The organism is Xanthomonas sp. WHRI 6108 (assembly GCF_040202385.2).
Lineage (GTDB): Bacteria > Pseudomonadota > Gammaproteobacteria > Xanthomonadales > Xanthomonadaceae > Xanthomonas > Xanthomonas arboricola.
Genome location: NZ_CP168198.1, coordinates 3236259 through 3262843, shown reverse-complemented (window position 1 = coordinate 3262843; position 26585 = coordinate 3236259). Strand labels below are relative to the sequence as shown.

General features: G+C 65.6%; 22 protein-coding genes, 1 other RNA gene and 1 pseudogene. 11 read left to right on the top strand and 13 right to left on the bottom strand.

Features of this window, described 5'->3' with window-relative positions:
• The first annotated feature begins 2 nt into the window (after positions 1–2).
• Both ABQ039_RS13795 and ABQ039_RS13790 read left to right on the top strand, forming a co-directional pair.
• Positions 3–1040, top strand: a complete 1038-nt coding sequence (locus ABQ039_RS13795; RefSeq protein ID WP_184608900.1) for a cupin-like domain-containing protein — start codon at positions 3–5, stop codon at positions 1038–1040.
• 175 nt (positions 1041–1215) lie between these two features.
• The gene (locus ABQ039_RS13790) at positions 1216–2733 is read left to right on the top strand and encodes a tryptophan halogenase family protein (RefSeq protein WP_184608903.1); all 1518 of its coding nucleotides are present in this window, start codon (positions 1216–1218) and stop codon (positions 2731–2733) included.
• Between the two features lie 467 nt (positions 2734–3200).
• Here ABQ039_RS13790 and ABQ039_RS13785 read toward each other — a convergent pair whose 3' ends face one another.
• The 4 genes from ABQ039_RS13785 to ABQ039_RS13770 all read right to left on the bottom strand — a co-directional run bounded on the left by ABQ039_RS13785 (position 3201) and on the right by ABQ039_RS13770 (position 8322).
• Entirely contained in the window at positions 3201–4208 is a 1008-nt protein-coding gene (locus ABQ039_RS13785) for an MBL fold metallo-hydrolase (protein WP_184608905.1), read from the bottom strand.
• Positions 4209–4456: 248 nt separating this feature from the next.
• Positions 4457–4861: a hypothetical protein gene (locus tag ABQ039_RS13780; RefSeq protein ID WP_024938724.1), complete on the bottom strand. Its 405-nt coding sequence runs from the start codon at positions 4859–4861 to the stop codon at positions 4457–4459.
• 227 nt (positions 4862–5088) lie between these two features.
• Positions 5089–6486 (bottom strand): serine protease, encoded by a 1398-nt coding sequence (locus ABQ039_RS13775; RefSeq protein WP_047129084.1) that lies wholly within the window; start codon positions 6484–6486, stop codon positions 5089–5091.
• A 450-nt stretch (positions 6487–6936) separates the two neighbouring features.
• Positions 6937–8322, bottom strand: a complete 1386-nt coding sequence (locus ABQ039_RS13770; RefSeq protein WP_166770652.1) for an APC family permease — start codon at positions 8320–8322, stop codon at positions 6937–6939.
• 195 nt (positions 8323–8517) lie between these two features.
• Between ABQ039_RS13770 and ABQ039_RS13765 the strand changes: the two genes are divergently transcribed.
• The 8 genes from ABQ039_RS13765 to cydB all read left to right on the top strand — a co-directional run bounded on the left by ABQ039_RS13765 (position 8518) and on the right by cydB (position 18432).
• Positions 8518–9282 carry a LuxR family transcriptional regulator gene (locus ABQ039_RS13765; RefSeq protein ID WP_039515206.1) on the top strand — a complete coding sequence of 255 codons (765 nt, stop codon included), beginning with the start codon at positions 8518–8520 and terminating at the stop codon, positions 9280–9282.
• A 256-nt stretch (positions 9283–9538) separates the two neighbouring features.
• Complete coding sequence (locus ABQ039_RS13760) at positions 9539–10480, top strand: proline iminopeptidase-family hydrolase (protein ID WP_166770654.1); 942 nt, start codon at positions 9539–9541, stop codon at positions 10478–10480.
• A gap of 833 nt (positions 10481–11313) precedes the next feature.
• Entirely contained in the window at positions 11314–12375 is a 1062-nt protein-coding gene (locus tag ABQ039_RS13755) for a polysaccharide lyase family 1 protein (protein ID WP_046343682.1), read from the top strand.
• A 257-nt stretch (positions 12376–12632) separates the two neighbouring features.
• Positions 12633–14021, top strand: coding sequence for an amino acid permease (locus ABQ039_RS13750; protein WP_349778025.1), 1389 nt, complete (start codon positions 12633–12635; stop codon positions 14019–14021).
• Positions 14022–14305: 284 nt separating this feature from the next.
• Positions 14306–15535 carry a dipeptidase gene (locus ABQ039_RS13745; RefSeq protein WP_349778026.1) on the top strand — a complete coding sequence of 410 codons (1230 nt, stop codon included), beginning with the start codon at positions 14306–14308 and terminating at the stop codon, positions 15533–15535.
• Between the two features lie 221 nt (positions 15536–15756).
• A non-coding RNA gene (locus ABQ039_RS13740) (sX9 sRNA) lies at positions 15757–15833 on the top strand.
• Between the two features lie 185 nt (positions 15834–16018).
• The gene (locus tag ABQ039_RS13735; protein WP_024938732.1) at positions 16019–17416 is read left to right on the top strand and encodes a cytochrome ubiquinol oxidase subunit I; all 1398 of its coding nucleotides are present in this window, start codon (positions 16019–16021) and stop codon (positions 17414–17416) included.
• Complete coding sequence (gene cydB / locus ABQ039_RS13730) at positions 17416–18432, top strand: cytochrome d ubiquinol oxidase subunit II (protein ID WP_039519768.1); 1017 nt, start codon at positions 17416–17418, stop codon at positions 18430–18432. The genes ABQ039_RS13735 and cydB overlap by 1 nt, the downstream gene beginning before the upstream one ends.
• Before the next feature lie 37 nt (positions 18433–18469).
• Here the strand turns inward: cydB and ABQ039_RS13725 are convergent, their stop codons facing one another.
• From ABQ039_RS13725 to ABQ039_RS13705, 5 genes are all read right to left on the bottom strand, one after another.
• A complete protein-coding gene (locus tag ABQ039_RS13725; RefSeq protein ID WP_184456883.1) occupies positions 18470–19309 on the bottom strand; it encodes a prolyl oligopeptidase family serine peptidase in 840 nt (279 codons plus the stop codon).
• Between the two features lie 107 nt (positions 19310–19416).
• A complete protein-coding gene (gene mgtE, locus ABQ039_RS13720; RefSeq protein WP_024938734.1) occupies positions 19417–20778 on the bottom strand; it encodes a magnesium transporter in 1362 nt (453 codons plus the stop codon).
• A 143-nt stretch (positions 20779–20921) separates the two neighbouring features.
• The gene (gene ptsP / locus ABQ039_RS13715; protein WP_349778027.1) at positions 20922–22652 is read right to left on the bottom strand and encodes a phosphoenolpyruvate--protein phosphotransferase; all 1731 of its coding nucleotides are present in this window, start codon (positions 22650–22652) and stop codon (positions 20922–20924) included.
• Positions 22653–22710: 58 nt separating this feature from the next.
• On the bottom strand, positions 22711–22980 hold the full coding sequence (locus ABQ039_RS13710; protein ID WP_016904613.1) for an HPr family phosphocarrier protein: 270 nt from the start codon (positions 22978–22980) through the stop codon (positions 22711–22713).
• Complete coding sequence (locus ABQ039_RS13705) at positions 22973–23296, bottom strand: PTS sugar transporter subunit IIA (RefSeq protein WP_369920304.1); 324 nt, start codon at positions 23294–23296, stop codon at positions 22973–22975. Before ABQ039_RS13705 ends, ABQ039_RS13710 begins: the two co-directional genes overlap by 8 nt.
• Between ABQ039_RS13705 and ABQ039_RS13700 the strand changes: the two are divergent.
• Positions 23186–23437 (top strand): annotated as a pseudogene (locus ABQ039_RS13700) (GNAT family N-acetyltransferase); the annotation flags it as partial. The gene ABQ039_RS13705 and the pseudogene ABQ039_RS13700 sit on opposite strands and share 111 nt — an antisense overlap.
• A 451-nt stretch (positions 23438–23888) precedes the next feature.
• Here ABQ039_RS13700 and rapZ read toward each other — a convergent pair.
• Genes rapZ through hpf form a run of 4 tightly spaced genes read right to left on the bottom strand, consistent with a single transcriptional unit; the run spans position 23889 to position 26502 of the window.
• Entirely contained in the window at positions 23889–24761 is an 873-nt protein-coding gene (gene rapZ, locus ABQ039_RS13695) for an RNase adapter RapZ (protein ID WP_024938736.1), read from the bottom strand.
• Positions 24758–25708, bottom strand: a complete 951-nt coding sequence (hprK, locus tag ABQ039_RS13690) for an HPr(Ser) kinase/phosphatase (RefSeq protein ID WP_016904610.1) — start codon at positions 25706–25708, stop codon at positions 24758–24760. The genes rapZ and hprK overlap by 4 nt, the downstream gene beginning before the upstream one ends.
• Positions 25705–26163 (bottom strand): PTS sugar transporter subunit IIA, encoded by a 459-nt coding sequence (locus ABQ039_RS13685; protein WP_026064839.1) that lies wholly within the window; start codon positions 26161–26163, stop codon positions 25705–25707. Before ABQ039_RS13685 ends, hprK begins: the two co-directional genes overlap by 4 nt.
• A gap of 21 nt (positions 26164–26184) precedes the next feature.
• Positions 26185–26502, bottom strand: a complete 318-nt coding sequence (gene hpf, locus ABQ039_RS13680; protein ID WP_016904608.1) for a ribosome hibernation-promoting factor, HPF/YfiA family — start codon at positions 26500–26502, stop codon at positions 26185–26187.
• Between the last annotated feature and the right edge of the window lie 83 nt (positions 26503–26585).

The window sequence follows — 26585 nt, the reverse complement described above, 5'->3', positions numbered from 1 at the left end:
GCATGACGACCGGCGCAGCCTTCTCCTCCCTTGCGGCCGTCGCCGAGCGCAGCGATTGCCACCTCGACGCGCTGCCGCTTGCCGCGCTGTGCGATGCCGCCGAGCCGGTGGTGCTGCGTGGCGTCGCACGCGACTGGTCGCTGGTGCAGGCCGGGCTGCGCAGCCCCGAGGAGGCGATGGCGCTGCTGCGCGCGCACGATAGTGGACGCCCCCTGCAGTATTCCCGCGGCGGCCCGGAGATCGCCGGCCGGCCGTTCTATACCGACGATTGCAGTGCGCTGAATTTCGAGGTGCAGCGCGGTAGCTTGAGCAGCTTGCTGGAAGCCATCGTGACGCATCGCGACGATCCGCAGCCGCCTACCTATTACCTGGCGTCGTTGCCTATTGACGACAATCTCCCGGGCTTGCGCGCAGGCAATGATCTGGATTTCGCCGCCAGCGGCATCGCGGTGCAGCCGAGTATCTGGATCGGCAATCGCGTCACTGCTTCCTGCCATTACGATGCGCCCAACAACCTGGCCTGCTGCGCGGTGGGGCAACGTCGCTTCACGCTGTTTCCGCCCGAACAGGTGGCCAACCTGTATCCCGGCCCGCTGGATCCCACGCCGGGCGGGCAGGTCGTGAGCATGGTGGATATCGCCAATCCGGATCTGCTGCGGTATCCACGCTTCGCCCAGGCGCTGGCGCAGGCGCGCACCGTCGTGCTGGAGCCGGGCGATGCAGTGTTCATTCCCGGCATGTGGTGGCATCACGTGCAATCGCTGCAGCCATTCAACGTGCTGGTCAACTACTGGTGGAGCAGCGTGCCCGCGCATCTGCCGGCGCCGATGCCCGCGCTGTATCACGCGCTGTGGGCCATCCGCGACCGCCCGGCAGCGGAGAAGGAAGCCTGGCGCGCCCTGTTCGACTACTACGTGTTCGGCCCTGCCGAGCGCGCGGGCGAGCACCTGCCCGAGCAGGCACGGCATGCGCTGGGCCCGATCGACCCCACGCTGGCGCGACAGCTGCGCGCGCTATTGCTCGGCAGGCTCAACCACTGATGCGCGCGATCGGCTCCAAGGCCACTGGCCGGACAACTGCGCAGCTGCCGGGCGGGCAGGGCCGATGTGCGGCATTGGCAGGTGCCACTCACGCGTTCCGCTCCCGGCGGGCCACCTGCGTTGTCCAGACGATCGATCAAGACCTCATCCCGGATCCATCACCCAGGAGCGCGCAGTGAGCCAGGCCCCGATTCGCAAGGTCGTCATCGCCGGCGGCGGCACCGCCGGCTGGATCGCCGCCTGCGCACTGTCGCATCAATTCCGCAAGCTGCTGGAGATCACGCTGGTCGAGTCCGAGCAGATCGGTACCGTGGGCGTGGGCGAATCCACGGTGCCGCCGATCCGCAGCTTCCATCGCTTCCTGCAGATCGACGAGCAGGAGTTCCTGCGCGCGGTGGCCGGCACCTTCAAGTTGTCGATCTCCTTCGAGCATTGGCGCCACCAGGGCGAGCGCTATATTCATCCGTTCGGCATCACCGGGCAAAGCACGCTGGTGTGCGCCTTCCACCATCTGTGGCTGGAGAGCCAGCGCCGCGGCATGCCGGGCAGCTTTGGCGATTACTGCCTGGAAACCGTTGCTTCGCGCGTCGACCGTTTCGCCTTGCTGCGTGAGCCTGCGGTCAACTACGCCTATCACCTGGATGCCGCACTCTATGCCAGGTTCCTGCGCACGCGCAGCGAAGCCTGTGGCGTCAGGCGTATCGAGGGCAGGATCCAGCAGGTGACATTGCAGCCGGACAGTGGCGATGTCGCCAGCCTGCTGCTGGAAGACGGGCAGGTGCTCGAGGGAGACCTGTTCATCGATTGCAGCGGTTTTCGCGGCCTGCTGATCGAGCAGGCGTTGCACACCGGTTACGAAGACTGGAGCCATTGGTTGCCGTGCGATCGCGCCGTTGCGGTGCAGACCGAAGCGCTTGGCCCGCCGGTGCCGTATACCCGCGCCATCGCGCACGAAGCCGGATGGCGCTGGCATATCCCGCTGCAGCATCGCGTCGGAAATGGTCTGGTCTTTTCCAGCAAACACCTGTCCGACGACGAGGCGCATGCCAAGTTGCTACGCGATGTGGCCGCGCCTGCGCTGAAAGACCCCTGGCTGGTGCCGTTCCGCACCGGCCGCCGCCTCAAGGCCTGGAACAAGAACGTGGTGTCGCTGGGCCTGGCCAGCGGCTTTATCGAGCCGCTGGAATCCACCAGCATCCATCTCACCATCGCCGCCGTGGTGCGCCTGATCAGCTTGTTCCCGGCGGATGGCATTGCGCCCTCGCAGGTGGAGCTGTTCAACGACATCAGCCGCGCCGAAATGGAACATGTGCGCGACTTCATCATCCTGCATTACCACGCCACCCAGCGCGAGGAACCGCTATGGCGGCAATGCCGCGCGATGGAGTTGCCCGAATCGCTGGCGCTGCGCCTGCGCGCCTGGCGCGAACGCGCACACGCCTGGCAAGCGGCCGATGAACTGTTCCGCGTCGACTCCTGGACCCATGTGCTGATGGGGCAGGGCATCGTGCCCGAGCAGCATCATCCGCTGGCGCGCGCGTTGTCCGATCGCGATCTGCGTCGCCTGCTCGACGGCATCGCCCAGCCGATCCGGCACGCGGTGGAGCAGATGCCGTCGCAGCAGGCGTTTATCGACGCGTATTGCAAGGCAGGTGCGGGCGTGTGGGGCCTGCGCAGTCCGGTGGTGGCGTAGAGCGGCTGGCAAGGCTGGGGCGCCGCCGGCAGGCAGGCGCAGCCGCTGCCCACAACCGGCACGGCGCCAGCACGTCCTGGCCCGGCTCGGCAACGCGACACGGCACGGGCGGCATGCTCCATGCAGTCGGTAAGGCAGGCCGGTACGGGCAGTCGGCACGGGCCAGACCAATGTAGGAGCGCGCTCGCGCGCGATTGAGCGTCACCGGAAACGCTCGTCGCGCCCTTCCACCCCGGTTCCGAGCGCGCCGTCCACGTCCACCTGGCGACTGCTTGTTACGTGTTAGCCGCTCTTGGACACACAAGACCACAGATCCAGTGTCGCCTGCTGTGCCATGCCCGCTCTACGCGGTGTTTGGAGATTGCTTACCGCTTGATAGCGGTCGGCAATCTCACCGCCGGATACAGGTCGAGTGCGCTGACGACAGTGCGCAGCCGGATCCATCGCTGCAGTGCCCGGCTGCTCCACTACAACCGCATCAAGTCCTTGCCGACCACAATCGGCCCGGCATAGTGCTTGCGCGCGCCCTCGCTCCACATCGCATCGGTGATCGTCGGGTCGCCGCCAGGCACAAAGTGATTGAGCACCAGCATCCTTGCGTTGGCTGCTGAAGCGATCTTGCCCACTTCTTCGCTGGTGGAATGGCTCTTGAGCAGATGGTCGAGCAAAGTCGGTGCGTTGTCGTTGGTCTTGAGCATCTTTTCCAGCGCGGGCAGATACATCACCTCGTGCACCAGGATGTCGGTGCCCTTCGCGAATTCGGCCAGTGCAGGCAGGTAACGCGTATCGCCGGAGAACACCACCGTGCGGTCGCGCGCGGCAAAACGATAGGCGAACGCCGGCTTGAGCGTGTAGTGATCCACCAGCGTCGCGGTGACGGTGACCTGGTCGTTCTGCAGCACCGTGCCGGGCTGGTCGAACTCGTGCACATGGATCAGCTGCTTGAACGGCGGGCGGCCTTCTTCGCGGATGCGCGCATCGATGTCGATGGCATTCATCTCGACAAAGGCATCCACCATCCTGGCGATACCGGGCGGGCCATAGAGATGCACCGGTGTCTGCAGACCGCTGGCCCACGCCAGCCAGACCACGTTGAGCAGGTCGGCGTTGTGGTCGGAGTGGTGATGGGTCAGAAAGATGTTGCGCAGCGCAGGCAGGCGGATGCCGGTTTTGGCCAGTTGCTGTGCAACGCCATTGCCGCAGTCGATCAGGTAGGGCTGCCCGTCGATGACCAGCGCATTGGCGGCCGCGGCGCGCAGTGGTGATGGCGTGGGGCCGCCCTTGGTGCCGAGCAGCACCAGCACGCTGCCCTTGGCCGGGAAGGGCGCCGGTGACGCCGGATCGGACGGCGCAGGGTCTTCCTTCGGTGCGCGCCGTAGTGCGGCACCGAGCTGGCTCGTCACGCTCAGCGTGGCCGCTGCCAGCGCGATGCGCAGCACCTGGCGACGGGAAGGGCGTGGCGAAGCGGCGGACATGACGGCTCCTGTCGAAGCGGGAAAGAGGATGTGCCAGGCGGGGCGTGGCAGTGCCTCAGACTAGCGTGGGGCTGCCGGGTTTGCGAATGGCTCACGCAAACCTCGGCACTGGCATGCCCACGCCCGATGCAGGAGAGCAGCAACTGCGACGCACGCGGCGCGTGTACTGCTCGATCCGATGGCCCGCACCGAATCCGCCACACCGATCCATCCGTTGCCTTCCAACGGTGGGTTTACATCGATTGCCTTCAGAGTTCCTGTGCAATGAACGCGTTCAACGCAGGCGAACGATAAAACGCCATGCATTGCGCGAAGATCCTGTTGAACGGGCCGCGGCGGGCTTCGTCCTTCATCGGCACTTCGGCGCGATGGAAGTCCGCCGTCTGCTCGGCCACGAAGCGATGCAGGCGGTCGGTGGCACCGGTCTTGGCATTGTCGAGCGCGTAGGTCGTCAGCAGATACGAGCGATCGCGCAGCTGGTCGGCGGTGTATTTGCCGCTACGCTCATAGTTGTTGTCCAGGCACAGCTGCAGCGCGTAGGCCTTGACGTCGTCGCGATTGGCGGGCTTGCCGGCTGCATGGGCGGTGACCTGTAGCGACAAGGCCAGGAGGGCAGCTGCGGCGATGACACAAGGAGTGCGTTGAACGGGCATGCCGATCCAGGTGAAGGACGAGCTACCAAGTCTGCATCATCCGGGCACTGCAGATGAAGTGCATGACGAAAGACGCGCGTGACCGATGGGGTTCAAAGGTCAGCGCACAAAACATCAACCCGTACAGATCGATCCACACAGCACATCAAACAATCGACCACACTCTGCACAGGCCAGGCGCAGTCGCACGTGGCAGGCGCTACCCGCCTGCCACGCGCAGCACCCGCTTACGGGCCGAAGTAGGTGGAAATGCTGGAATACACGTCCGAGAAGCGCGAGTAGTAATCCGGATCGGTCTGCGCGGTGCAGAACGAGTAGCCGCCGTACAGGCCGCCGCGCAGCTGGTAGGCGCCACCGCTGGCGACGGTGAACAGGCCCGAGCCGGACGAGCCGCCCTCGGTGACGCCATCGTTCCAGACCACACGGTACAGCGGGCTCTTGCCGTCGATGCTGGTGCTCAGCCCATTGACGGTGCCCAGCGAATACTTCTTGACGTCACCGGACGGGTGGTGGATGCCGACGATCGAGGTGCCGGTCGCGCCGATCGCCGCGCTGTTCCATGCCGCGTAGAACGCGCCGCTTGGCGGTGCGGTCTTCAGCTCCAGCAACGCGGTATCGCGCGTGGTATTGGCGTGGCGCAGGAATGCTCCGCCGGTCAAGGTGGTGGCCTGCGAGCTGGCGGTATTGCCGTTGCAGGTGGCCGCGTCGTAGAACCAGTAGGTCTGCAGTGTGTTGGCGACCGTCTGCGTACTGATGCAATGCGCTGCAGTCCAGAACAGGTTGCGCTTGGGCGAGTTGGTGTTGTTGAGCAGCGTGCCGGTGCACAGGAACGAGCCCTGGCTGGTGGTGAACACCATGCGCGCCACCGCCTTTGCGGCATTGGTGAAGCCAGCGGTGGGATTGGCGCGGCAGACGATATCGTTCTGGCAGGAATCGCTCTCGCCGATGGCGATGGTCATCATGTCGCGCGCGCTGGCGGTGGGGCTGATATCCAGGTGCGACAGCTGCGGGATGCTCAGGCTGAAGTTCTCCGGATACTGGCCGGCCGGCAGCGACAGCTCCACCAACAGATTCTCGCCGCTGACGGTGGGCGACCAGCCGATGGCGTCGCCGCTGGCGGCGAAGCTGGCACCGGATTGCTCGAACACCCGGCCATCGTCGCCGGCAAAGCGCAGCGTCACCTTGGACGGATCGCCCGGCGTGGCTCCGGCACCACGCAGGATCAGCGATGCACGCAGCGAGGCCGCCTGCGCGGAGCCGACCTTCAGGGTCGCCACGCGTGAGCCGTCTTTGGCCATCTGCCAATCAAGCGTGGCCAGATTCACCAAAGGCTTGGCAACCGCGCGCGAAAACCCGATCTGCAAGGGCTGCCCATGTTTGACCTGTGCGATGCGACGCTCACGCACGCGACCGATCTCGGTGCTGGTGGGCGCAGTGAGTTGCACCACACGCGTGGGCAGGATGCCGCCACGCAGACTTGCCGACTGCAACGTCGCCGCGCCGAGCTTGGCCGCCTGCGGCGCGGTACTCACCGGCGCCGCATCCATTTCGGTCGGCGGCGTTGCCAGTGCAGCGCCGGAAACGGCGGAAAACAGCGCCAGGTACAAGGCATTCTTGCGATTCATGGGTAGTCCTTCTCATCAGGGAACGACAGGCTGCAGCGGGGGCCACAGCGTGCGGGCGCCATCGTTGGCGCCGAACGAGACTAGCGAATGTTTAAAGCTGAATATGTGCTGAAAATCTCGTTCAGAGATTGGCATTCGATAAAAAGATCATCGTGTTTTGCATGCAGCAGTTGACGTGTGCGCGCCTGCCAGTAGCGTTGCGCATGCGCATGGCGCCGCATATCTGCAACACGTACGCCGCTCTACCTGCGGCAACTGCGGTCGCGCAGCGCACCGGCAGCGCCGCCTTGATCAAGCTGTCAGGCGATGCAGGTAGCTACGCTGCATGCGGGATGGCGACTGCGCATAACCTCGGCGGGCTTTAACAAGGCGCGCGCTACGTCCCTGCAAGCAGGCATGTCGACGCACGCCGGCAGCCAGCAGCAAGGCTGCATATCGGCTCGCGACGGATTATTCCAACGCGTCGCTGGCGCGGAAGTCGGTCGAGCGACCGCTGGCTTTCAAAAACGCCAACACTGCAAGCCCGACCACCATCCAGGCCGTGCCGCCGAGTTGCGCATGCTGGTCGGCATTGATCAGCACATAGGCCAGGATCACGATGCCGATCAACGGCGTGGCGACATGCAACAGCACGCGGCGGCCCTGCCCGCGGAAATGCCACAGCACCGCCACGTGCAACAGGATGAAGGCGGTCAGTGCGCCGACATTGCACAACGAGGACAGCAGCGCGATCTGTCCGACGAAGACTTCGCCCAGCACCATGCTCAGGCCTGCCACCAGCAGGATGGCGCGCTGCGGCACGCCGGTGCGTGGATGGATGTAGCGCAGAAAGGCCGGCAGCTGGCGGTCGCGCGCCATGGCGAACAACAGGCGCGAGGTGGCCGCCTGCGCCACCAACGCGTTGGCGATCGCCGCACTGATCGCGACCGTGAGCGCAATGACGATCTGCAACCACGGCCCGGCGATCAGGCGCCCGATCTCGAAGAACGCATCGTTGGAGGCCTGCGCGTCGGGATAGCGTTGCAGGGTGGGCTGCAGCAGCGCGGCCAGCCAGGTCTGCAGCACGAACAAGCCCGCCACCAGCAACAGCGCCAGCAGGGTCGCGCGCCCGACCACGCGATTGCCGCCACGGGCTTCTTCGGACAGCGTGGAGATCGCATCGAAGCCCAGGAACGACACCACCGCCACCGACAAGGCGCTGAAGATCAGCTGCGGCGAAAAGGCCTGCGGGTTGTAGAACGGACGCAGGTTCCAGTGCGCACCATTGACGCCACGCTGGATCGCCAGGCTGGCCAGCACCACGAACACCGCCAGCACCACCAGCTGCGCGTAGAGGAAGAAGCGATTGGCACGCGCGGTAGTTTCAATGCCGCGCAGGTTGACCAGCGTGTTGAGCACCACGAAGAAGGCGATCCACGCCGGCTGCGGCAGTGCCGGCAACACGTTGTGCATGGCGTTGGCGCCGACCACGTAGAGCAGGGTTGGCACCAGCAGATAATCCAGCAGGATCGCCCAGCCGGCCAGAAAGCCCATGCCGCTGCTCAGGCCGCGTCCCACATACGCATACACCGAGCCGGCGACCGGAAACGCCTGCGACATCTGCTGGTAGCTCAACGCGGTGAACAGCATCGCCACGAAGCCGAGCAGGTAGGTCAGCGGCACCATCCCGGCGCTGATGTCGAACACGCCGCCGAAAATGGAGAACGGCGCGGTCGGCACCATGAATACCAGCCCGTAGATCAGCAGGTCCTTGAGCGTCAGCTGCCGCTTGAGCTCCTGGGTGTAGCCAAAGCGTTCCAGCGCGGCCGCATCGTTGCGGCGGGGGGTGTCGGTCATGCAGGTGTCCGCTGAAAGGGATGCCGAGTCGCGACGCAGGCGCCGTGGGAGCGTCTGCAGGTCGATGCTGCAGTGCAGCCAGCTGACTGGCATTGTGACGATAATGTGGCCGCCAAGCCCATCCATTGGTAAAAATGCTAGGTTTTCCATGCCGGATGTCATCCAGCGGCGTACGTCGACACCGAAGGACCCCACATGTTCGACACTCTGGCCAGCCTGGGCCGCGACCTGCAGGCGCTGCACACGCTCAATGCCTGCCTGGACCGGGTGTTTTCCGACGTCTGCGGGCTGGGCTTCCAGTCACTGGTCTACGACTACGCGCCGGTCCCCCTGAGTCTGGAAGGGGCATTGATCACCCCGTCGGTGTTCATGCAGCGCAATGCGCCGGGCGACATGCAGCACATCTGGTGCGAGCACGGCTATTACCAGCACGACCCCGTGCAGCAGCGTGCGACGCGCCGCACCACGCCATTCGTGTGGTCCTACCGCAGCGACGGCGAGATGGAGGGCGTGGAATACGTCGGCAGCCAGCATCGGCAGGTCACGCGTTATCTGTGCGATAGCGGTATGGGAACCGGTGTCACCGTGCCCCTGCACCTGCCGGGTGGCGCGTTCGCGACATTCAGTGCTGCGGTCGATGCGGTCGCGGCCGAGGCGCCACGGCTGGCCGAAGCGCAGCTGTCGCCATTCCTGCTGCTGGCGCATACCTTCCAGGCACGCGCGCAGGAACTGCTCGATCCGCAGGAACGCCGCTGCCACCACATCGTGCTGACCCGCCGCGAGCGCGAATGCCTGCAGTATTCGGCCAAGGGGCTGACAGCCAAGAGCATCGCCGCTGCGCTCAACCGTTCCACCGCCACGGTGAACCTGCATCTGAACTCGGCAGCGCGCAAGCTGGGCGCGCGCAATCGCGTCGAGGCCGTCGTGCGCGGCATGCACTATCGATTGCTGGAGCCGTAAGCCCGACGTGCTCGGCTGCGGCGACATGCCGCGATAGACGATTTCGCTGCGGCGAGAATTTGCGATCGGCAGGCGCAATCTCTGCCCTGATTGATGCCCGTCCTGGCGACCAAATACGCGTTCAGCTGGATCGCATCGCCCGCGCAGCCGGCCCCGATCTTCGAAAGCGCCACGAACCTGGGAGTTTTGCCAGTTAACGCGCGGCGGTTGCCTCGCTAGGCTCGGCGCTCATTCTTGCCGTTAGCAGGCGCAGGTCATGCAGTCCACCGAGGGTTACGTCGAATTCCGTGGGTACCGGACCTGGTACCGCATCACCGGCGACCTGCGCAGCGACGCCTGCCCGCTGATCGTGCTGCACGGCGGCCCCGGCTGCACCCATGACTATGTGGACAGCTTCAAGGACCTGGCGGCCAATGGCCGCGCGGTGATCCATTACGACCAGCTCGGCAACGGCAAGTCCACCCATCTTCCCGATGCAGACCCCGGTTTCTGGACGGTGGGGCTGTTTCTGGACGAGTTGCAGGCCTTGATCACGCAGTTGGGGTTGTCGCAGTACGCGCTGCTCGGGCAGTCCTGGGGCGGGATGCTGGCGGCCGAGCATGCGGTGCGGCGGCCGGCCGGCCTGCGTGCGCTGGTGATCGCCAACTCCCCGGCATCGATGGGCTTGTGGCGCGCTGCGGCGCTGCGGCTGCGTGCGCGCCTGCCCGAGGACATCCAGGCGGCGCTGGACGCGCACGAAGCGGCCGGCACCCTGGACGACCCGGCCTATCGCGCCGCAAGCCAGGTGTTCTACGCCCAGCACGTCTGCCGCGTGCTGCCCTGGCCTGCCGAAGTGGCGCGCACCTTCGCCGCCATCGATGCCGACCCGACCGTGTATCACGCCATGAACGGCCCGACCGAATTTCACGTGGTCGGCAGCCTGCGCAACTGGAGCATCATCGAGCGCCTGCATCGCATCAACGCGCCCACGCTGGTGCTGTCGGGCAAGTACGATGAGGCCACACCGGAAACGGTGGAGCCGTACGCACGCCTGATTCCGGACGCGCGGTGGCATGTGTTCGCCAATTCCAGCCATATGCCACATGTGGAAGAACGCCCGGCGTGCATGCGCCTGGTCGGCAACTTCCTCGACGACCAGACGCCGTGGCCCGGCGAGCAGCTGGTGCATGCCTCCATACAGGCCAGCCGCGCTGTTTGAGTGGATGGGGTGGGGTGTATGTAAGTGCCGTGAAGCTGAGCGTGCCCGGCTGCGGTGCGCCGCTGCGACGCGTCGCGATTGAGCATGCGCTGCCTTGCTTGCGCATTACATGCGTCAGCGCGAGCAATGATTGAAGAGTCCCCCTGTCGATACACGCAGCTGTGCCTCAACCGCGTGTCGTTGAGCCGACACATCCAATGCGGATTGCCAGCTACGGTCGAACACCACCTGACGCACCACGTGGTCGGACCGAAGCGGCCTGACAATGTCGAAAGAGGCTGGTCGTAGCGCCAGTGCTCGCCCATTGTCGCGATTGCGCCAAAAGCGCAAGCACGCATCGTCTTCTGCAAAGCGCCATCTGACGTGGCGTAAACCACACAAACCTCACAAGCCTCGCAGACCGCATGTGCCTGCGATGGCGCTGCTGCTACGCACCAATGACGCTCACAACACACGTTCGTGTGCAGTGACCACCGCGCAGCATTGTGTGTCGCACTTCGATGCTTAGAAAACGCATTTGCCACCAGCAACTGCGGTCGAAAGCGCGCGTGAGCAAACCGGCATCGGCCTGCGTTTGCATGCATGAAAAACACATCTGCATACAGAGCAAAACACCGTGCACGCCACAATGGTGTCTTGTCCCGGGTGTCTCGTGCTGTCTCTTTTGCATGTCCTGCACGGAGAACACCGTGGTGCGTCAAAGTTTCAGTGATGGATAATTGTTTTATGTGTTAAATCGCGCGAAGAATGCGGCCCCCACGCACCGCTTTGCTGTTGTCGTCGCTCCGGCGCAGGCAGCACGCATCGCTTTTCCACACTTTGGGAGAGGCTGCATGATCATCAAGACATTTCAGGGCGCAGTTGCGCTTGCCCTGTCCGCCTGCGCTGCGGGCGCCATCGCCGGCCCGGTCGGGTACGGTGCCGGCACCACCGGCGGCGGCAACAAGACACCGGTCACCGTGACCACCTTCGAGGCGATGCAGGCTGCGATCGACAGTTATTCCGGCAGCGGCGGGTTGGTGCTCAACTACACCGGCAAGTTCGACTTCAGCAGCATCAAGGACGTCTGCGCGCAGTGGAAGTTGCCGGCCAAGACCGTGCAGATCAAGAACAAGAGCAACATCACCATCAAGGGGGCCAACGGCTCGTCGGCCAACTTCGGGCTTTGGGTGGTGGGCAACTCCAGCAACGTCATCATCCAGAACATGACCATCGGCCTGCTGCAGGGCGGTGAAGATGCCGACTCGATCTCGCTGGAAGGCAATTCCAGCGGCTCGCCGTCCAAGATCTGGGTCGACCACAACACCGTGTTCGCCTCCTTGACCAAGTGCTCGGGCGCCGGCGATGCGTCTTTCGATGGCGGCATCGACATGAAGAAGGGCGTCCATCACGTCACCGTGTCCTACAACCACGTCTACAACTACCAGAAGGTCGCGCTCAACGGATACAGCGACAGCGACACCAAGAATTCGGCTGCGCGCACCACCTATCACCACAACCGCTTCGAGAACGTCGAATCGCGCGTGCCGTTGCAACGGCGTGGGCTGAGCCACATCTACAACAACTACTTCAACAACGTCACCACCTCGGGCATCAACGTGCGCATGGGCGGGGTGGCCAAGATCGAGTCCAACTACTTCGAGAACATCAAGAACCCGGTGACCTCGCGCGACAGCAGCGAGATCGGCTACTGGGACCTGATCAACAACTACGTCGGCAGCGGCATCACCTGGGGCACCCCGGATGGCAGCAAGCCGTACGCCAACGCCACCAACTGGATCACCACCAAGGTGTTCCCCGAACCGCTGGGCTACACCTACAGCATCACCCCGGCCGCACAGGTCAAGGCCAAGGTGATCGCCACCGCCGGTGCGGGCACCAACCTGGCCGAGTAAGCGACAACAGGGTGCGGTCACATGGATCCCCGGCCTGGCCGGGGATTCTTGTCTGTGGGATGCAGCTGGTTCGCGCCTGGCCGGTTCGCGGCCAGGCACGGCGGCCACCGGTGGTTGCACGTGGCGGTGATCCCTGGCGGTGGATGCAGGCAAGCGCCCCCAAGGTTGATCGACCTCGCTCCGGCGCCGGCGTCAAGAGGCGCGGCAGGCGCCGCGACGCGGTATCGTGTCGCGATCCCATCCATGCAAGCCCGTCCATGCCGCTTCCAACCGATCCCGTTGCTGAGCACGCTCCGTCCGCCGCGCCCACCTTGCGCCACGCGCTGAAACCGCGGCAATTGATGATGATGGGCCTGGGCACGGCGATCGGCGCCGGGCTGTTCCTGGGCTCGGGCGTGGGGATCCACGCGGCGGGGCCGGCAGTGCTGGTGTCGTACCTGATCGCCGGAGCGCTGGTGATCATCGTGATGAACGCGTTGGGCGAAATGGCCGCGTCCAAGCCGGCCAGCGGTGCGTTTTCGGTATACGCAGCCGACGCGATGGGGCCGACCGCCGGTGCGACGGTGGGCTGGTTGTGGTGGCTGCAGATCGTGGTGGTGATCGCCGCCGAAGCGGTCGGCGCGGCGGGCCTGCTCGCCTCGGTATGGCCGGCGTTGTCGGTGCCATTGCTGGCGGTGGTGTTCATGGCCACCTTCACGGCGATCAATCTGCTCGGCGTGCGCAATTTCGGCGAGTTCGAATTCTGGTTCGCCATCCTCAAGGTCGTTGCGATCGTGGTGTTCCTGCTGATCGGTGTGGCCCTGCTGGCCGGCTGGTTGCCCGGCGTGGTGTCGCCGGGGCTGTCCAACTTCACCCAGAACGGCGGATTCGCACCCAAGGGGCTGGCCGGCATTGGCTCGGCGTTGCTGGTGGTGGTGTTCGCCTTCGGCGGCACCGAAATCGTGGCAGTGGCCGCTGCGGAAACCGCCGACCCGGGCCGCAGCCTGGCACGCACGATTCGCACCGTGGCCTGGCGCATCCTGGTGTTCTACATCGGCTCGATCAGCGTGATCGTGGCGGTGGTGCCGTGGACCAGCGCGGCGCTCAGCTCGCCGTTTGCCGCCGTGCTGGAGGTGGCGCGCATTCCCGGCGCGGCCACCGCCATCACCCTGGTCGCCGTGGTGGCCTTGCTGTCGGCGCTCAATGCCAATCTGTACGGCGCCTCGCGGATGATCTTCTCGTTAGCCCAGCGCGGCGAAGCGCCACGGCTGCTTGGCAGGACCAGCGGCGAGCAGGTGCCGCTGGTGGCGGTCATCGCCAGCGTGCTGTTCGGATTTGCCGCAGCCGCGCTGGAACTGCTGTACCCCAACAAGGTGTTGCCGATGCTGCTCAACATCGTCGGCGCCACCTGCCTGCTGGTGTGGACGATCTCGCTGCTGTCGCAGCTGATCCTGCGCGCACGCGCCGACCGCGTCGGCATCGCGTTGCCGTTCCGCATGCGGGGTTATCCGTTTCTGACCCTGCTGGCCCTGGCGATCCTGGCGGTGATCTTCGTGCTGCTGGCGTCTTCGGCGGACACCCGCGCGCAGTTCCTGTCGATGGTCGGTCTGACTGTCTTCATCGCCGTGGTCAGCGAAGTGGCGCGACGCGTGCGTGCGCGGACATGAGCGTATAGGTCAACGCGGCTGAGTGCGTGATCGTCCAGCGGCGCAACCACGGCGGCAGTGCGCTGTTGCACACCGTCGAAGCGAGAACACGCAAGCAGTCTTGCGGTTTCCTTCTCCATTAGACAGGCGAGTGGCTGGATCTGCCGATCCAGCTCGGCTACTGTCATTCGGCCGATTCTGTTCGTTGCATTGGTTGGCTGGAATCATCGGCGCGCCAGCGCGCGACGATGAAAATGCATCGCTTCATTCCTTGATTGTTTCAGCAATCATCGCCGGGTTCGTGCATGCATGCCGTTTCGTCCGAGAATTCTGCTGCCTTGCCTGCCGCCCGCACACTGGAGGCAGTGCATGCGCTGGCCTATCCGGTCGATACGCATCTGGACTCCCTGTATCTGTCGCGCCTGGGTGGCTTCGATTACTGGAAGGGCGATTGGAAAGCGCAGCGACGCTCGCTGATCCTCTGGCTGATGTCCAAGACCTCGCCAAGAGGTCGCAACCAACCGCTGATGTACCACGTCAGCGGACCGGACTTTCTGGCCGGCGGCTACGGCGCTGCCTGCTTCAGCGCCCACGCGTTGTGGGAGAACCTCTTCGGTGCGCCGTTTCTCGACCCCTGGAACAACTGGGTGGAGCATCAGCGCTATGTCGAGGAGATGGTGGTCGCGAGCAAGGGTCGGATGCGGCTGGCACGCAGCGCCGCCGAGCTGCGCGCGGTTCGGGCCGAGGGTCTTTGCTGCGCCATCCTGTCGCTGGAGGGCGCGCATATGCTCGGCCCACGCGGAGTCCGCAGCCAGGCGCTGCGGCTGGAGCGCCTGGACATCGCTGCCAGGGCCGGCGCCGCCTGTGTGACGCTCAACCATTTCAGCCATACCGACATCTCCCAGGCCGGCTATGCGCCGCTCAATCCGTGGCGCGGGATCGAGGGCGCGGGGCTGTCGGAATTCGGCCGCAAGGTCGTGGAGCGCTGCATCGATGCCGGACTGCTGGTGGATCTTTCGCACACCTCCAGCCAGGGCGTCCTCGATGCCTGCGCCATCTGCATCCGTCGCAATGTGCCGGCCTTCGCCTCGCATGCCGCCTCGCGCAGTGTCACCCGTGGCGCCGAAACGCGGCCGTCGCGTCATCTCGACCGCGGGCTCGACGACGCGGCGATCCGCGCCATCGTCCAGACCGGTGGCTGCATCAGCGTCATCCTGGCGCCGTACTTTCTGCAACATGCCTATCTGGCCGACGGCAAGCCGAACATGGATGCCGATCTCGCCTTTGTCGTCGGCTACTACGAAGCCTTCGCCCGACAGATCGCTGCCATGGGGATTGTCGAGGATCCGTGGAAACACCTGAGTTTCGGCAGCGATTTCGATGGGGGCATTTCCAGCCTGCCGACCGGTCTGCGCAGCGGCGCGGATCTGCCCAGGCTCACGCAGGCGATGCTGGATGCCGGCTGGCCCACGCAACGCATCGTCGATGTGTACAGCGGTAATTTCCTGCGGGTCTGGGAGCGGGTGCGGCCGTAGCGTTCTCCGGTGCCCTGCGTGCGGATGCGGTGGGGCAGCGCGGTGACCTTCCATCGCGTGCCGGTGTATCTGCGAGAGCCGGGTGCATCGCGGTGACCGGCCTGTGTGCAACGCGTCTGCGTGCAAGGAATGCGCGCTGCAGTGCACACCGGGTGTAGCATCGCCGAGAGGGCCAACAAGGCTACAACGTCAGGCAGGCGCGGCCGGTGCTACGAATCGGCATGAGCCACGCCCGCGCTGCGGTTCCGGGCGCGCCACCCGCGCCCACCTGACGACCAACCGCTGCGGGTTGTGGGCCGCTGCTGGCTGCACAAGCGCGGCAATTTGCCGCAGATGCGACGCCGTGTCGCATCGGGAACGAGCACGACCGTCCTTATCATGATCCCGTAGCGCAGAGGTCGCGATCGACCGGCACTGGTGTTCGGCAATCGACCTGCAACCTGTGCGCTGATGCTGCCCCATCTTTTTCCTGGAGGATTCTCCATGGATGCCTTGCTGTTATCGCGGATCCAGTTCGGATTCGTCATCGCATTCCACGTGCTGTTTCCCGCGTTCACCATCGGGCTGTCCAGCCTGCTGGCATTTCTCGAATGGCGCTGGCTGCGCACCCGGCTGCCGGTGTGGCGCGAGCTGTATTTCTTCTGGCAGAAGATCTTCGCGGTGTCGTTCGGCATGGGCGTGGTCAGCGGCATCGTGATGGCCTTCCAGTTCGGGGCCAACTGGCCGGAGCTGAGCCGGATCGCCGGCAGCGTGATCGGCCCCCTGTTGAGCTACGAGGTGCTGACCGCGTTCTTCCTCGAAGCCAGCTTCCTGGGCGTGATGATGTTCGGCTGGGGGCGTATTTCCGAGCGCCTGCATTTCCTGGCGACCTGCATGGTGGCGCTGGGCACGCTGTTTTCCACGTTCTGGATCCTGTCGTCCAACAGCTGGCTGCAGACTCCGGCCGGCTATGAGGTGGTCAACGGCATCGTGCATCCGGTGGCGTGGCTGAAGATCATCTTCAACCCCTCGTTCCCGTACCGGCTTGCGCATATGGCGCTGGGCTCGTTCATCACCACCTGCTTCGTGGTCGGTGCGGTGGGGGCGTGGTATCTGCATCGCGGCGTGCACCGCGAGGCCGGGCTGCGCATGCTCAAGCTGGCGGTGGCCTTCGCGGCGATCACCGTGCCGCTGCAGATCTTCGTCGGCGACATGCATGGCTTGAACACGCTCAAGCACCAGCCGATGAAGATCGCGGCGATGGAAGCGCACTGGCATGACGAAGGCCAGGGCAAGGGGTTTCCGCTGGTGCTGTTCGCGCTGCCCAATGCGCAGGCCGAGCGCAACGATTACGAGGTGGCGATTCCGCGCCTGGGCAGCCTGATCCTGACCCACAGTGCGGAAGGCAGCATCGCGCCGCTGACCTCGGTGCCGGCGGCCGATCGCCCGCCGGTGCTGCCGGTGTTCTTCGCCTTCCGCATCATGGTCGGGCTGGGCTCGTTGATGCTGCTGGTGGCCTGGGTCTCGGCGTTCGCCTGGTGGCGCGGCAAGTTGCTGCAGTGGCGCTGGTTGCTGGCGACCTGGCGCTGGATGTTGCCGAGCGGCTTCATCGCGCTGGTGTCGGGCTGGTTCGTCACCGAGATGGGGCGGCAGCCGTATGTGGTCTATGGGCTGTTGCGCACTGCCGATGCCGTGGGCCCGCAATCGACGCTGATGACCGCAATCTCGCTGGCGGTGTACGTGGTCGGCTATGCGTTCGTGTTCGGCTGGGGCATCTGGTACCTGGTCAAGATCGGCAAGATCGGCCCGACCCCGCATGACGCGCCGCAGCTGGACCACGGCGAACACACCCCGGCACGGCCGCTGTCGGCGGCCGACGAACCGATCGACGGAGCCGCATGATGGACATGAGCAGCGTATTGCCGGTGGCGTGGTTCGCGGTGATCGGCTTCGGGGTGCTGATGTACGTGGTGCTGGACGGCTTCGTGCTCGGCATCGGCATCCTGGCGCCGTTCCGCAAGGACGAAGCGCAGCTGGATCTGATGATGAATACCGCCGCGCCGATCTGGGACGGCAACGAGACCTGGCTGGTGCTGGGCGGGGCAGGGCTGCTGGCGGCGTTTCCCAAGGCGTATGCGGTGATCCTGTCGGCGCTGTATCTGCCGGTGCTGTTGATGGTGATGGCGCTGGTGTTCCGCGGGGTGGCGTTCGAGTTCCGCTTCAAGGCGCATCGCTCGCGGCGGCTGTGGAGCAATGCCTTCGCTGCCGGCTCGATCCTGGCCACGTTTGCGCAGGGCGTGATCCTGGGCGCGCTGGTGCAGGGCCTGCCGATCGAAGACGACCGCTACGTCGGCGGCATCTGGGGTTGGTTCAGTCCGTTCGCGATGCTGACCGGCGCGGCGCTGGTGTTCGGCTACGCGCTGCTCGGCAGCACCTGGCTGATCCTCAAGACCGAAGGTCATGTGCAGCAGCTCGCGCGGCAGTTGAGCCGGCCGCTGACCATCAGCGTGCTGATCTTCATCGGCCTGGTCAGTGCGTGGTTGCCGTCGCTGCAATCGCATGTGATGGACCGCTGGTTCAGCGGCGCGCACTACCTGTGGCTGATGCCGGTGCCGGTGCTGGTCGCCATCGTCGGCTTCGCGCTCTGGCGTTGCACCGAAGCGGGGCGGCCGGATACGCCGCCGTTCCTGCTGGCGATGGGCCTGTTCGTGCTCGGTTTCCTCGGCCTGGTGCTGGGCATGTGGCCGTATCTGGTGCCGCCGGTCTACACCATCTGGCAGGCCGCCGCGCCGCCGTCGTCGCAGCTGTTCGCACTGATCGGTTTGGTGGTGCTGCTGCCGCTGATCCTGGGCTACACGGTGTGGTCGTACCGCGTGTTCCGCGGCAAGATCACCGCCGATACCGGCTATCACCACTGAGCGGGCGCAGACCGCATCGGCGCGATGCGCCGCCCGCTCAGCGCAGGCGTTGCTTGAACATCCACTCCCACATCGCCGGGTCTGCGTAGGTCGCATCCCAGGCGTTGTGGTTGCCGTCCGGATATTCGCTGTAGCGCACGTTGGCGCCGATGCCCTTGGCGGCGCGGTACAGCGCACGGTCGTCATGCGGTGGCACCGAGTCGTCCTTGGCGCCATGGAACATCCAGATCGGCACGTGTTTGAGTTGGGTGACCGCAGCGGTGTACGGGTCGGCTTCCTTGGCCACCAGGCTGACGTAGAGCGTGCGACGCTCATCGCGTGGCGCCTTGAGCGCACCGCAGATCGGCACGATCGCGGCAAAGCGCTGCGGCTGCATCAGGCCGATTTCCCAGGCGCCATAGCCGCCCATCGAGATGCCGGTGAGATAGGTGCGCTGCGGGTCGGCACCGAATTCGGCGCTGGCCGCATCCAGCGCGGCGATCGCCATGCGTGCATTGATGCCCAGCCACTCCTCGTCATCGGGCACCTGCGGCAGCACCACCAGCGCCGGGAACTCGGCGGTGTGTTCGCTCAGGTAAGGCCCGACGCCCACTTCTGCCTGATCGCGCCCGTTGTCGCCGCGTTCGCCCGAGCCATGCAGGAACAGCACGATGGGGCGTGGTTGCGGCGCCTTGGAGGTCGGCACGAACACCTGATAGCGGTAGAGCCGTCCTTCCAGCTGCAGCGTGCGGGTGACGAAATGGCCGCGGCGCCCGTCGTGGTGGCGCTCAGCCATGCTGGAACAGCCGGCCAGCAGCAGCGCAAGAATCGCAAGAACAAGACAACGACGGATCACGCACACCCCCAGACCGATGACATACCCGCAGTATCGCCGCATGCAGCTGTGCTGGCATGTCGCGCTGCGGCGATTTCTGTCGAATATTCATCTGATTGTCGCTGCGGTGTGCTCGGTACAACGTTGATCGTCATGGCCCGACACGGCGACTACGGCAGCAGGATCAGCGTCGCCAGGCCGAGGAAGCTCAGGAACCCCATCACGTCGGTCAGCGTGGTCAGGATCACCCCGCCGGCCAATGCCGGATCGAAGCCAAGGCGTTTCAGCGTCACCGGGACCAGCACCCCGCCGAATGCGGCGGTGAGCATATTCAAGGTCAGCGCGGTGCCGATCACCAGCGACAGCATCGGCTGCTGGAACCAGGCCAGCACGATCAGGCCCAGGCCCACGCCCAGCACCAGGCCGTTGATCAGCGCGACGGTGAGCTCCTTCTTGAGCAGGGTCATCACGTTGGAAGAGCCGATCTGGCCCAGCGCCAGGCCGCGCACCATCAGGGCCAGCACCTGGGTGCCGGCGTTGCCGCCCATGCCGGCCACGATCGGCATCAACGCCGCCAGCGCCACCAGCTTCTCGATCGTGCCTTCGAAGCGGCTGACCACACTGGATGCAATGAACGCGGTACACAGGTTGATGCCCAGCCAGATCAGGCGGCGGCGGAAGGCGCGCCGCGCCGGGCTGAACATGTCCTCGTCCTCGTCCAGACCGGCCGCGCTCATGGCCTGGTGTTCGGCCTGTTCGCGGATGATGTCGACCACGTCGTCGATGGTGATGCGGCCGAGCAGGATGTTGTTGTCGTCCACCACCGGCGCGGAGATCCAGTCGTGGTCCGAGAAGCGCCGTGCGACCTCGTCGGAGCCATCGCCGACATCGATCGCCGGTTGTTCGTCGTCGATCAGGCGATTGACCGGCGTGCTGTCCTCGTGGGTGACCAGCGCGGCCAGCGACACCCGGCCCAGGTACTGATGGCGCCGGCTCACCACGTACAGGTGATCGGTGTGGTCGGGCAGCTCGCCGCGCAGGCGCAGATAGCGCAGCACCACATCGACATTGACGTCGGCACGCACCGTCACCACGTCCGGATTCATCAGGCGGCCGGCAGTGTCCTCCGGGTACGACAGCACCTGTTCGAGCCGCTCGCGGTTCTCGCGGTCCATCGACTTGAGCACTTCGTCGATGACGGTGTCGGGCAGGTCTTCGACCAGATTGGCCAGATCGTCGATGTCGAGGTCTTCGACCGCGGCGACGATCTCGTCGGTGTCCATGTCGGCCAGCAGGCTTTCGCGCACTTCATCGCCGACATGCAGCAGCACTTCGCCGTCGTCTTCCGGGTCGACTAGCCCCCACACCACTTCGCGCTTGCCGGGCGGCAGCGACTCCAGCAGGTTGCCGATCTCCGCCGGCGCCAGCGTATTGACCAGCCGGCGTACCGGGCCCAGGCGTCCGCTATCGAGCGCATCGGACAGCAGTCGCAGCTGGCGCGCGGTCTTGTCGTGGCGGACGGCTTCGGCCATGCGCGGCTCCCTGGAAGAGTGGACACGTCCCGATGGAAGACGCGCTGCTGAGTCAGCACGGCATTATCGCTTGCGCACGGTGACGAAACATACAGTGCCGCTCGCAACGCGTTAGAACATCGCCCGCGCGATGACGCGATCGCTTAGCGCGCCAGGCCCTGCGCGACGGTGGCCAGCCACTTCTCGATGCCCTTGCGGTCGCGCGCGCGCAGCAGTTTGTCGCCCTGCACCCGCAACTCGCCCAGGTGGATGTCGCGCACCGCACGGCGCACTTCCAGCAGCGTGGCCGGATGCAGGCTGAACTCGGTGAGCCCCAGCGCCAGCAACATCGGCACGAAACGCGGGTCGCCCGCGATCTCGCCGCACACCGCCACCGGCTTGGCGTACGCGCGCCCGGTGGCGATCACCTGCGCGATCAGGCGCAGCACCGCCGGATGCAACGGCGAATACAGCTCGCCCAGTGCCTCGTTGTTGCGATCCACCGCGAGCAGGTACTGCACCAGATCGTTGGTACCGATCGACAGGAAATCGATGTCGTCGATAAAGCAGTCCAGCGCCAGGGCCGCAGCCGGCACTTCGATCATCGCGCCCAGCGGAATGTGCTCGGCGATCTCGTGGCCTTGTTCGCGCAATTGCGCGGCCAGCTTCTTGATCTGCCGGCGCAGCAGCTGGACTTCCTCGCGGCCGCTGACCATCGGCACTAGGATGCGCACCGGCCCGTAGCCGGAGGCGCGCAGGATCGCGCGCAACTGCGCCTGCGCCACCGCAGGGCGGGCCAGCGACAACCGCACCCCGCGCAAGCCCAGCGCCGGGTTGTCCTCATCGCTCAAGGTCAGGCCGGTGCGGTCGGCCTTGTCGGCGCCCAGATCCAGGGTGCGGATGGTGACCGGTCGCCCGCTCATGCCCAACACGGTGTCGCGATAGGTGTGGAACTGTTCTTCTTCGTCCGGCAACTCGCTGCGCTGCAGGAACAGGAATTCGGTGCGATACAGGCCAAGGCCGCTGGCGCCGAGCGCGTGCGCCTTGGCCACGTCCTCCAGCGATTCGGCATTGGCCAGCAGCGTGATATCGACGTTGTCGCGTGTGCGCGTGGGTTTGGAGCGCAGCCGTCCCAGTTCGCGCTGTTCCTTGGCCAGCGCGCGCAGGCGCTCGCGGTAGTCGCGCAGATGCTCGGGCTTGGGATCGACGATCACCTGGCCGGAGCCGGCATCGACGATCAACACATCGCCATCGTCGATCCGCTGGACCGCATCGCTCACCCCCACCACCAGCGGCAGGTGCAGGCTGCGCGCCAGGATCGCGCTGTGCGACAGCGCGCTGCCGGCGGTGGTGACGATGCCGACCACCCCTTGCGCCTGCAGCTGCGCCAGCTCCGACGGCGCCACGTTGTCGCAGACCAGGATCTCGCCGGCCACGCCCTTGAGGTCGGGCGCGCGCTTGTGCAAGAACGCATGGATGCGGCCGATGACGTGATCCAGGTCGTCCATGCGGCTCTTGAGGTAGGCGTCCTCCATGCCGTCGAACACCGCCGCCAGTCGGTCACGCTGCACGCGCAAGGCGTAGTCGGCGCTGTAGCGGTGGGTGCGGATCAACTCGTCCAGGCCTTGCAGCAGTTCCGGGTCGTCGAGCAGCAGCGCATGCAGTTCGAGGAATTCGCCGACCTCGCGCGCAAGCGCGCCATGCAGGCGGTCGCGCAGCTGCTGCATCTCGGTGCGTGCCGCGTCGATCGCCACGTGCAGACGCTGCAGCTGGGTTTCCACCTGGCTGGCAGGCACGCGTTGTTCGGCCACTTCCAGCGTGTGGCTCTGGCGCACGCGCGCGCGTCCGAGTGCATTGCCGCGCGAGGCGGCATGTCCACGCAAACGCAGGCTCATGTGCGGCCCTGGCGCGGACGCGCCCTGTCGGTCAGCCCCGCACCGACGCGGCGCATGCTCAGCTGTCCTCGTCGAAACGACGCTCGAACAGGTCCACCAGCGCCTGCAGGGCTTGCGCTTCGTCCTCGCCATCCAGCCGCACCACCACGCTGGTGCCCTGGCCGGCGGCCAGCAGCATCACGCCCATGATGCTCTTGGCATTCACCTCGCGGCCCTTGGCCGCCAGGGTGGCGTTGCTGCGATAGGACGACAGCGTCTGCACCAGCTTGGCGGTTGCCCGCGCATGCAGTCCGAGTCGATTGGAAACTATGAGTTCGCGTTCAAGCATCGTCGATGATCGCTCCGTTGCGGGTGCCTGCCGCCGCGGTGGCGGGCAGCTCCTGCAATCCTTGTTCGGGGTAGTTCATCACCCGCAGCAGCATCGGCAGGCTGAGCGCGGACACCCGGCGAACCGGCGTGCCGAGCTTTGCCAACCGGCTGGCGAGATTGCTGGGGCTGGCGCCGTACAGGTCGGTCATGACCAGCACGCCGTCGCCGCTGTCGACCCGTCGCATCGCCGACGAGGCCTGGGGCAACAAGGCGTCCAGGTCTGCATCGAGCGGCACATCGAACGCTTCGGTCTTCAGCGGCAACTGCCGCAACAGCCCCGTCGCCACGTTCAACAACGCCGCGCCGATGCCGGGATGAGTAATGAGGAGAATGCCACAGGCCATGCCGAAACGTTAACAGGTCGGCATGACCGCGCGATAGCGTTTGCCGACACCGATGTGTTGCGAAATGAATAGCCGTTTAGGACCGCTGCAGCGTGTCGCGTGCAGCGCATGCAGCAAGCGCGCCGCTGCCCGCATGGCAATGATCGCGACGTCCGGAGTCTGCCAATGCGAACCGCATCACAAGCGAACGCTGCAGCGCGCACTTGCCAGGCAGTCCCCGATCAGAACGCGCAGACGAATGCACCGATCAAAAGTTTTTCCCGCAAACCCAATGCCTGCGTCAGGCCGATAGATCTGTGCCCGCAGCAAAACTAAGGAAGCAGCAGTGACAAGGACGGCCTGCAGCTCCAAATGAGCCACCAAGATCAAAGCCTCGACAGCAAGCGCGGGGCGGGGACCCGATGCCGAGGCCAACCCGCAAGGCCAAGCTTCAAAGCACAGCTGTCATCGACCGTTCGCACATTTCAAGCCGCATGACACCGCTTTAACGATTCCCCAATCCCGATTCCCCAATCCCCGCCCGTCAATCCTGCTCACGGTGAAACGTCGCCACCTCCGGCCAGCCCTGCTCGCGCGCATGCCGCGCCATCCGTTCGGCCAGATACACCGAGCGGTGCTTGCCGCCGGTGCAGCCGAAGGCGATGGTCACGTAGCTGCGGGTGTCGTTGCGCAGCCGTGGCAGCCAGGTATCGAGCAGGTCCACGATCTGCGCGCTGTAGCGCACCACGTCCGGTTCCTTGTCCAGATACTCGCGCACGCCGGCATCGCGGCCGGTCAGCGGGCGCAGTTCCGGGTCCCAATGCGGATTGGGCAGGACGCGCGCATCGAACACGAAGTCGGCCTCGGCCGGCACGCCGCGTTTGTAGGCGAACGATTCGAACAGCAGCGACAGCCGGTCGCTGCTGCCGAGCGCGAATTCGGTGACCACGCGGCGACGCAGCTGGTGCACGTTGAGCGCGCTGGTGTCGATGATGGCGTCGGCCTGCGTACGCAGCGGTTCGGTCAACTGCCGCTCGCGGGTGATCGCTTCCGGCAAGGCCAGGCCCAGATGGCTCAGCGGGTGGCGGCGGCGGGTATCGGCATAGCGCTTGATCAGCGCCTCGTCGCCAGCCTCGAAAAACAGCAGCCGCGCCTCGATCCCGTATTCCTGCGCGGCCTGGCGCCATTGCGCCAGCTGGGTCAGGTCGCTGCGGCTGCGTACATCGATGCCCACCGCCAGGCGCTGGTCGCCGAGCGGATTGCCGCGCAGGCGGCTGCGCACGAAATCCGGCAGCAGCTCCACCGGCAGGTTGTCCGAACAGTAGTAGTCCAGATCCTCGAAGGTCTTCAACGCGACCGATTTGCCGGAGCCGGACAGCCCGCTCACGATCATCAACGTGGAGGGCGCGGTACTCATGGCGTGCGTCGCTCCAGCAGGTTGCTGTGGCGGGCGATGAACATCGCCGCCGGGTCGATGCCCTTGGTGCGCAGGATATGCAGGCGCGTGGCCGCTTCGGTCAGCACCGCCAGATTGCGCCCGGGCATCACCGGCAGGGTGATCAGCGGCACGTCCAGATCCAGCACGTGCCGGCTGCCGGAATCGCCGGTCAGGCGTTCGTAGCCCGACGGGGTGGGCTCGGTCATCGGGCGGGTCAGGTGCACGATCAGGCGCAGGTACTTGTTCTTCTTCACCGCGGTGTCGCCGAACATGTCGCGCACGTTCAATACGCCCAGGCCGCGCACTTCCAGCAGGTCCTGCAACAGTTCCGGGCAGGTGCCGTCGAGTACGTCGGGGGCGATCTGGGTGAACTCGGGCGCGTCGTCGGCCACCAGCCGGTGACCGCGGCTGAGCAGTTCCAGCGCCAGCTCGCTCTTGCCCGAGCCGGCCTCGCCGGTGATCAGCACGCCGATCGAATAGATCTCCATGAACACGCCATGCAGCGTGACCCGCGGCGCCAGCGTGCGCGCCAGGTGGTAGGAGAGGTGATTGAGCAACTCGTGGCCGCGCTTGGGCGAGATCCACAGCGGCGTGTTGGATTCGTCGGCGGCCGCGCGCAGGTCTTCCGGGCAGGACTGGTTCTTGCTGATCGCCAGCGCCAGCGGCTGCACCTGGATGATCTTCTCGATGGTTTCCCAGCGTTGCCGCGCATCCAGCGAGTCCAGCCAGGCCAGCTCTTCGGTGCCCAGGATCTGCACCTTGTTGGGATAGATCACGTTGAGATAGCCGGCCAGCGAGGGGCGGCGTGCGTTGTTGCTGCCGGCCTCGATCTCGCGGTGCTCGCCTTTCTGGCCTGCCACCCAGCGCAGCGCCAGCTTGTCGCGTTGCTGGTCGAACAGTTCGCGTGCGGTGATGCTGGTATTCATGCGGCGCTGGCCTGTGCTGGCGGTGCGTCGGTGAGCAGCGCCATCAAGGCGTCGGCATTGGGGGCGGCGCGCAACTGCTGACGGAAGTCCGCATCGGAGAACCGCTCGGCCAGTTCCGACAGCAGCATCAGATGCTGGTGGGTGTAGTGCGCCGGCACCGCCATCGCAAAGATCAGGTCCACCGGCTCGTCGCCACCGAAGGCCACCGGCGTGTCCAAGCGCAGCAAGGCGCCACGCGGTTCGGTGAGGTTGGGGCAGCGCCCGTGCGGGATGGCAATGCCGTGGCCGATGGCGGTACTGCCCAGGGCCTCGCGTTCGCACAGGTTGGCGTAGAGCTCGTCGGCACCGGCCTGGCGGCAGGACAGCAGGTCGGCGGCGGCATGCAGGACGGTGTCGCGATCGGCGGCCGGCGACACCACGGTGCGCACGGCCGCCATCAGATCGGTTAAAGGCATGAGGGCATCAAGCGGGAAGCGTCATGCGGGATTGTCGCGCACCTCGCGTGCATGGTGGTTACATTTCTTTTCCTTGTGCTTGAGCACCAGGCGGTCGAGCTTGTCGACCAGCAGGTCGATGGCCGCATACATGCTGGAGCCGCTGGCATCTGCGTGCAGGGTGCGACCGGGGAGGTTGACGGTGGCGACCACGTGATGGTCTGGCTTGCGAACGGCCAGCTGGGTTCGGACTTCACAGTGCTGGTCGAAATGGCGCTGCAGTCGCTGCAGCTTGCTTGCCACGTACTCCCGCAGCGCGGGGGTCACTTCAAGCTGGTGGCCATACGTCTCGATACGCATCGGATACCTCCATTGGTCGGTGGGCCAATGAACCTTTCCGGTGCTCCGACTTACCCGGCGCAGGCCGGCGTTGCGGTGGATGC

What these genes read in the sequence shown, in the direction of transcription:
- ABQ039_RS13795 (WP_184608900.1), top strand. Translation starts at nt 3, where the DNA reads ATGACGACCGGCGCAGCCTTCTCCTCCCTTGCGGCCGTCGCCGAGCGC.
- ABQ039_RS13785 (WP_184608905.1), bottom strand. Translation starts at nt 4,208, where the DNA reads ATGTCCGCCGCTTCGCCACGCCCTTCCCGTCGCCAGGTGCTGCGCATC.
- ABQ039_RS13780 (WP_024938724.1), bottom strand. Translation starts at nt 4,861, where the DNA reads ATGCCCGTTCAACGCACTCCTTGTGTCATCGCCGCAGCTGCCCTCCTG.
- ABQ039_RS13775 (WP_047129084.1), bottom strand. Translation starts at nt 6,486, where the DNA reads ATGAATCGCAAGAATGCCTTGTACCTGGCGCTGTTTTCCGCCGTTTCC.
- ABQ039_RS13770 (WP_166770652.1), bottom strand. Translation starts at nt 8,322, where the DNA reads ATGACCGACACCCCCCGCCGCAACGATGCGGCCGCGCTGGAACGCTTT.
- ABQ039_RS13765 (WP_039515206.1), top strand. Translation starts at nt 8,518, where the DNA reads ATGTTCGACACTCTGGCCAGCCTGGGCCGCGACCTGCAGGCGCTGCAC.
- ABQ039_RS13760 (WP_166770654.1), top strand. Translation starts at nt 9,539, where the DNA reads ATGCAGTCCACCGAGGGTTACGTCGAATTCCGTGGGTACCGGACCTGG.
- ABQ039_RS13755 (WP_046343682.1), top strand. Translation starts at nt 11,314, where the DNA reads ATGATCATCAAGACATTTCAGGGCGCAGTTGCGCTTGCCCTGTCCGCC.
- ABQ039_RS13750 (WP_349778025.1), top strand. Translation starts at nt 12,633, where the DNA reads ATGCCGCTTCCAACCGATCCCGTTGCTGAGCACGCTCCGTCCGCCGCG.
- ABQ039_RS13745 (WP_349778026.1), top strand. Translation starts at nt 14,306, where the DNA reads ATGCATGCCGTTTCGTCCGAGAATTCTGCTGCCTTGCCTGCCGCCCGC.
- ABQ039_RS13735 (WP_024938732.1), top strand. Translation starts at nt 16,019, where the DNA reads ATGGATGCCTTGCTGTTATCGCGGATCCAGTTCGGATTCGTCATCGCA.
- cydB (WP_039519768.1), top strand. Translation starts at nt 17,416, where the DNA reads ATGGACATGAGCAGCGTATTGCCGGTGGCGTGGTTCGCGGTGATCGGC.
- ABQ039_RS13725 (WP_184456883.1), bottom strand. Translation starts at nt 19,309, where the DNA reads ATGCGGCGATACTGCGGGTATGTCATCGGTCTGGGGGTGTGCGTGATC.
- mgtE (WP_024938734.1), bottom strand. Translation starts at nt 20,778, where the DNA reads ATGGCCGAAGCCGTCCGCCACGACAAGACCGCGCGCCAGCTGCGACTG.
- ptsP (WP_349778027.1), bottom strand. Translation starts at nt 22,652, where the DNA reads ATGAGCCTGCGTTTGCGTGGACATGCCGCCTCGCGCGGCAATGCACTC.
- ABQ039_RS13710 (WP_016904613.1), bottom strand. Translation starts at nt 22,980, where the DNA reads ATGCTTGAACGCGAACTCATAGTTTCCAATCGACTCGGACTGCATGCG.
- rapZ (WP_024938736.1), bottom strand. Translation starts at nt 24,761, where the DNA reads ATGAGTACCGCGCCCTCCACGTTGATGATCGTGAGCGGGCTGTCCGGC.
- hprK (WP_016904610.1), bottom strand. Translation starts at nt 25,708, where the DNA reads ATGAATACCAGCATCACCGCACGCGAACTGTTCGACCAGCAACGCGAC.
- ABQ039_RS13685 (WP_026064839.1), bottom strand. Translation starts at nt 26,163, where the DNA reads ATGCCTTTAACCGATCTGATGGCGGCCGTGCGCACCGTGGTGTCGCCG.
- hpf (WP_016904608.1), bottom strand. Translation starts at nt 26,502, where the DNA reads ATGCGTATCGAGACGTATGGCCACCAGCTTGAAGTGACCCCCGCGCTG.